Below are 4,763 nucleotides of genomic sequence, written 5' to 3' on the forward strand. Positions count from 1 at the left end.
AGGCTGGAACGTCCCCGCGTTGTTCGCACTGCCCACCCGGGTGGGGATGGTCAGCACCTGCCCGGTCCTCAGGTCCGCATCGCTGCCCAGGCCGTTCGCATCCGCGATCAGGTACCACAGCGAACTGTCCCCGTACGCCCCCTTGGCGATGCCCTGCAGGGTGTCGCCCGCACTCACCGCGTAGGTGCCCGGGCTGCCCGCGGGGTAGTTGCCGCCTATGGGCTGGTAGCCGAAGCTGAAGTCGCTCTGGGCACTGAAGAACGGCCCGTTCTGCGCCAGCGGCGTGCCCTCGAAGCGGTTGTCCGCCATCAGGCCGTAGCGCCCCAGCACCTCGCCGTTGACCACCAGCTGGCGCTGGCCGTTGACCTGCGTCTGGGGCGCGCCCTCGTACGCGTAGTAGGCGGGTGGTGGTCAGGCGGTTCAGGCCGTCGTAGCCGTAGGTTTCGGTGCTCTCGCCGGCTTCGGCGGCCCATTGGCCGCTGCCCGCGCCGCCCTGCTCCACGATGCGCACGCCGTTGCGGGTGTCGCTGCGGTGGTTGCCGTTCCGGTCGTAGGTGAGGCGGTGGCCCGCGTCAGGACAATGCATTGCGGCCGATGTGCAGCCAAAGCCACCCTGACACACAGCATTCGAATTCGACCTACAGACATTCGCCCCCGGTTTGTGCAAGTTGAAGTGATGACACAACCCATCGAACTCATCATCGAGGAGCCAGCCCTCGGCTCCTATGTCTGGCGCCTGCTTGAAACCGATACGGACGGAGCGAACCCCAAGGTGCTTCGCGATGCCTTCGATCCGGCGGACACCTACGAAGCCGCGCTGGCGGCGGGAAAACGCGCGCTGCAGAGCGAGATCCGCCGGCGAGCCGCACCGGCCCAGGCGCAGCACCACTAGCCCGCGGCAGGCCTCACGGCGCAGTGAGGCCCACCGCGCGCATCAGCCAGCGAAAGACCAGCGCCACCGCAAAGAGGGCGCCGACGCTGGCCAGCCAGATGGCAAGCAGCCATCCGAACCGGCGCAACCATTTGCCGCGGCCGGCGGGGTCAGGGCCGGGGTCAGTGGTACCCATCGCCATGCCGCACCTTGCCGCGGAACACCCAGTAGCTCCATGCGGTGTACATCAGGATGACGGGGATGATCAGCAAGGCACCGACCAGCGCAAAGCCCAGGCTCTGCGGCGGCCCCGCCGCCTGCCAGATGCTGATGTCCGGCGGAATGACGTTGGGCCACAAACTGATGCCCAGCCCGGTGTAGCCCAGGAACAGCAGCACCAGCGTGAGCACGAAGGGCGAGGCGTGCCCCTCGCCGCCCAGCTCGCGCAGCAGGCGCCAGGTGACCAGGGCCACCAGCGTGGGCACCGGCGCAAACCACAGCAGATTCGGAAAGCTGAACCAGCGCCTGGCAATGGCCTCGTGCGCGAGCGGCGTCCAGATGCTGATGGCGACGATCACGGCCAGCATCAGCCAGGCCAGCGGCCGTGCCAGGCTGCGCATGCGCATCTGCAGGCGGCCTTCGGTCTTCATCACGAGCCAGGTGGCGCCCAGCAGCGCATAGGCCGCCACCAGCGCCGCGCCGGTGAAAAGCGAGAACGGCGAGATCCAGTCGAACGGCCCGCCCGCGTAGTTGCCACCTTCCACCGGCACGCCGTTGAGAAAGGCACCGAGCGTCACCCCCTGAAAGAAGGCCGCGGTGACCGAGCCGCCGATGAAGGCATGGTCCCACCAGCGCCGCTTGCCCGCGCGTGCCTTGAAACGGAACTCGAAGGCCACGCCGCGGAACACCAGCCCCACGAGCATCAGGATCAAGGGCAGGTAGAACGCGCTGAGGATCACCGCATAGGCCAGCGGAAACGCCGCCAGCAGACCGGCGCCGCCGAGCACGAGCCAGGTCTCGTTGCCATCCCACACGGGCGCCACGGTGTTCATCAGCACGTCGCGGTCTTCCTTGGCGGGCACGAACGGAAACAGGATGCCGATCCCCAGGTCGAAGCCGTCCATCACCACGTACATCATGATGCCGAACAGGATGATCACGGCCCAGATCAGGGGAAGATCAATGCCCATCGCGCTCGCCCTCCATGGCTGCATCCATGCGGCTGCCTGCTGCATCGGCCCTGATGTCGGTATCGGCCTGGTCGTCTTCGGGCGCGGCGGACAGCGGGCGCATCGGCGTTCGCGTTTCACCGGGGCCGCCCCACGGGGGACGCTCGGCTTCGTCGCCCGCCGGCCCCTTGGCGATCAGGCGCAGCCCGTAGGCGGTGCCCGCGCCGAACACGACCAGGTACACGACCACGAACAGGGCCAGCGTGAAGCCCACCTGCGAGGTCGAATGCTGCGGCGACACGGCATCGGCCGTGCGCATGAGGCCGTAGACGATCCACGGCTGGCGGCCGATCTCGGTGGTGTACCAGCCCGCGAGGATGGCCACCAGCCCGGCGGGCGAGAGCGCCAGGGCGAAGCGCAGGAACGCCCGCTGGGTAAATAGCCGCTGCCCCCGCCGCAGCCACAGGCCCCAGAACGCCAGCGCAATCATCAGCACGCCCAGGCCGACCATGGCGCGGAAGGTCCAGAACACGATGGTCGAGTTCGGCCGGTCTTCGGGTGCGAAGTCCTTCAGCGCGGGGATCTGCCCGTCCCAGCTGTGGGCCAGCAGCAGGCTGCCGGCGCGCGGAATCTCCACCGCGTAGCGCGTGACCTCGGCCTGCATGTCGGGCCAGCCGAAGAGCTTCAGCGGCACGCCTTCGCCCTCGGGCGTGCGCTCCCGGTGGCCTTCGATGGCGGCGAGCTTGGCCGGCTGGTGCTCGAGCGTGTTCAGCCCGTGCTGGTCGCCGATGACCGCCTGCAGCGGCGCGGCGGCCAAGAGCATCCACAGCGCCATCGACAGCATGGTGCGCACGCGCGTGTTGTCGTGGCCGCGCAGCAGGTGCCAGGCCGCCGCGCCGCCGACCATCAGTGCGGTGGCCAGGTAGGCGGCCGTCACGGTGTGCGCGAGCCGGTAGGGGAACGACGGGTTGAAGATCACCCTGAACCAGTCGACGGGGACCACGCGCCCGTCGATGATCTCGTGGCCTTGCGGTGTCTGCATCCAGCTGTTGGACGCGAGAATCCAGGTGGCGGAGATCAGCGTGCCGACGGCCACGGCGATCGTCGAGACGAAGTGCAGCGCGGGGCCCACGCGTTCGCGCCCGAACAGCATCACGCCGAGAAACCCTGCTTCAAGGAAGAACGCGGTCAGCACCTCGTAGGCCAGCAGCGGCCCGGTCACGCCGCCGGCAAAGCGCGAAAAGTTGCTCCAGTTGGTGCCGAACTGGTAGGCCATGACCAGGCCCGACACCACGCCCATGCCGAAGGCCACGGCAAACACCTTGATCCAGAACTGGTACAGGTCCAGGTACACCTTGCGGCCGGTGCGCAGCCACAGGCCTTCGAGCACGGCCAGGTAGCTCGCCAGCCCGATGGTGAGCGCCGGAAAGATGATGTGGAACGAAATCGTGAAGCCGAACTGGATTCGGGCGAGCAGGAGGGCGTCCATGCGGCCGACCTTAACGTCACAACCAGATCGCCGCAACAGGCACGTCCGTAAGATGAGCGCCGGCCACCGCCCATGCCGCCGTTGGCGCAGTCGCGGGCTTGCCGGTTTCACAACGACAAAAGGAGATTTGCAGATGCAGAACAAACCCCTTCACCCGCGCCGCCGCTTCCTCAAGACCGCCGCGGGATCGGGACTCGCCGCCTTCGCAGGCTTGGCGGGCGCGCAGTCTTTCGACTTCAAACCCAACCAGCGCTACCCCGACCCATCGGTGTTGATACTGGACCCGAGCTTTGCCAAATACCGCATCTACAGCAGCACGGTCGAGCAGCTCGGCACCGGCATGCGGTGGGCGGAAGGGCCGGTGTACTTTCCCGAAGGCGGCTACCTGCTGTGCAGCGACATTCCGAACAACCGGCTCATGAAGTACGACGAGAAGACCGGCAAGTTCACGGTGCACAAGCAGAACGCCAACTTTGCCAACGGCAACACGCGCGACCGCCAGGGCCGCCTGATTACCTGCGAACACTCCGTCACGCGCCGCGTGGTGCGCACCGAGAAAGACGGCCGCATGACGGTGCTGGCCGACAGCCACGAGGGCAAGAAGCTCAATGCGCCCAACGACGTGGTGGTCAGATCGGACGACACGGTGTGGTTCACCGACCCCCTCTTCGGCATCAATGGCGAGTGGGAAGGTTCCAGGGCAACGCCCGAACAGGCGACCACCAACGTTTACCGCATTGCCAGGGACGGCAAGCTCACCGCCGTCATCACCGACCTGGTGAACCCGAACGGACTCGCGTTCTCTCCGGATGAGAAGAAACTCTACGTGGTCGAGTGGAAGGGCACGCCCAACCGCAGCATCTGGAGCTACGACGTTTCAGCCGACGGCACCAGCGTGTCGAACAAGACCAAGCTGGTGGACGCAGACGGCCCGGGCGCGCTCGACGGCTTTCGGGTCGACCGGGACGGCAACCTCTGGTGCGGCTGGGGCTTCAGCGGCGCCTTCTCGCCGGAGCCCACCGATGTGGGTGGTGGCATGAAGGCGCACTTGCCGCTCGGCAAATCCGAAGAGATGGACGGCGTGAAGATCTTCAACCCGCAAGGCAAGCCCATCGGCTTCATCCGCCTTCCGGAGCGGTGCGCCAATCTCGAGTTCGGCGGCCCCAAGCGCAATCGGCTCTACATGACGAGCAGCCACTCGCTCTACGCGCTCTACGTGGAAGCGCACGGCGCG

General features: G+C 67.1%; 6 protein-coding genes. 2 read left to right on the top strand and 4 right to left on the bottom strand.

The window, feature by feature from the left end; all coding sequences use genetic code 11:
* The coding region (locus EJI00_RS24600; protein ID WP_148110648.1) for a LysM peptidoglycan-binding domain-containing protein at positions 1-345 on the bottom strand (345 nt) is incomplete at its 3' end.
* A 331-nt stretch (positions 346-676) separates the two neighbouring features.
* Between EJI00_RS24600 and EJI00_RS24605 the strand changes: the two genes are divergently transcribed.
* The gene (locus EJI00_RS24605) at positions 677-892 is read left to right on the top strand and encodes a hypothetical protein (RefSeq protein ID WP_185868214.1); all 216 of its coding nucleotides are present in this window, start codon (positions 677-679) and stop codon (positions 890-892) included.
* Between the two features lie 13 nt (positions 893-905).
* On the opposite strand, the gene EJI00_RS24610 is transcribed toward EJI00_RS24605, so the two are convergent.
* From EJI00_RS24610 to EJI00_RS24620, 3 genes are read right to left on the bottom strand one after another with little or no spacing between them, the layout of a single operon-like run.
* On the bottom strand, positions 906-1,067 hold the full coding sequence (locus EJI00_RS24610; RefSeq protein ID WP_260590845.1) for a DUF2474 domain-containing protein: 162 nt from the start codon (positions 1,065-1,067) through the stop codon (positions 906-908).
* Positions 1,054-2,061 (bottom strand): cytochrome d ubiquinol oxidase subunit II, encoded by a 1,008-nt coding sequence (gene cydB, locus EJI00_RS24615; protein WP_126750092.1) that lies wholly within the window; start codon positions 2,059-2,061, stop codon positions 1,054-1,056. The genes EJI00_RS24610 and cydB overlap by 14 nt, the downstream gene beginning before the upstream one ends.
* Complete coding sequence (locus EJI00_RS24620; RefSeq protein WP_126750093.1) at positions 2,051-3,529, bottom strand: cytochrome ubiquinol oxidase subunit I; 1,479 nt, start codon at positions 3,527-3,529, stop codon at positions 2,051-2,053. Before EJI00_RS24620 ends, cydB begins: the two co-directional genes overlap by 11 nt.
* Positions 3,530-3,662: 133 nt before the next feature.
* Here EJI00_RS24620 and EJI00_RS24625 point away from each other — a divergent pair.
* On the top strand, positions 3,663-4,763 hold a 1,101-nt coding region (locus EJI00_RS24625), incomplete at its 3' end, for an SMP-30/gluconolactonase/LRE family protein (protein ID WP_148110649.1).

It is taken from the genome of Variovorax sp. DXTD-1 (assembly GCF_003984625.1).
Taxonomy (GTDB): Bacteria; Pseudomonadota; Gammaproteobacteria; order Burkholderiales; family Burkholderiaceae_C; genus Variovorax.

Coding starts and splice junctions, on each gene's coding strand:
- EJI00_RS24605 (WP_185868214.1), top strand. CDS start 677: ATGACACAACCCATCGAACTCATCATCGAGGAGCCAGCCCTCGGCTCC.
- EJI00_RS24610 (WP_260590845.1), bottom strand. CDS start 1,067: ATGGGTACCACTGACCCCGGCCCTGACCCCGCCGGCCGCGGCAAATGG.
- cydB (WP_126750092.1), bottom strand. CDS start 2,061: ATGGGCATTGATCTTCCCCTGATCTGGGCCGTGATCATCCTGTTCGGC.
- EJI00_RS24620 (WP_126750093.1), bottom strand. CDS start 3,529: ATGGACGCCCTCCTGCTCGCCCGAATCCAGTTCGGCTTCACGATTTCG.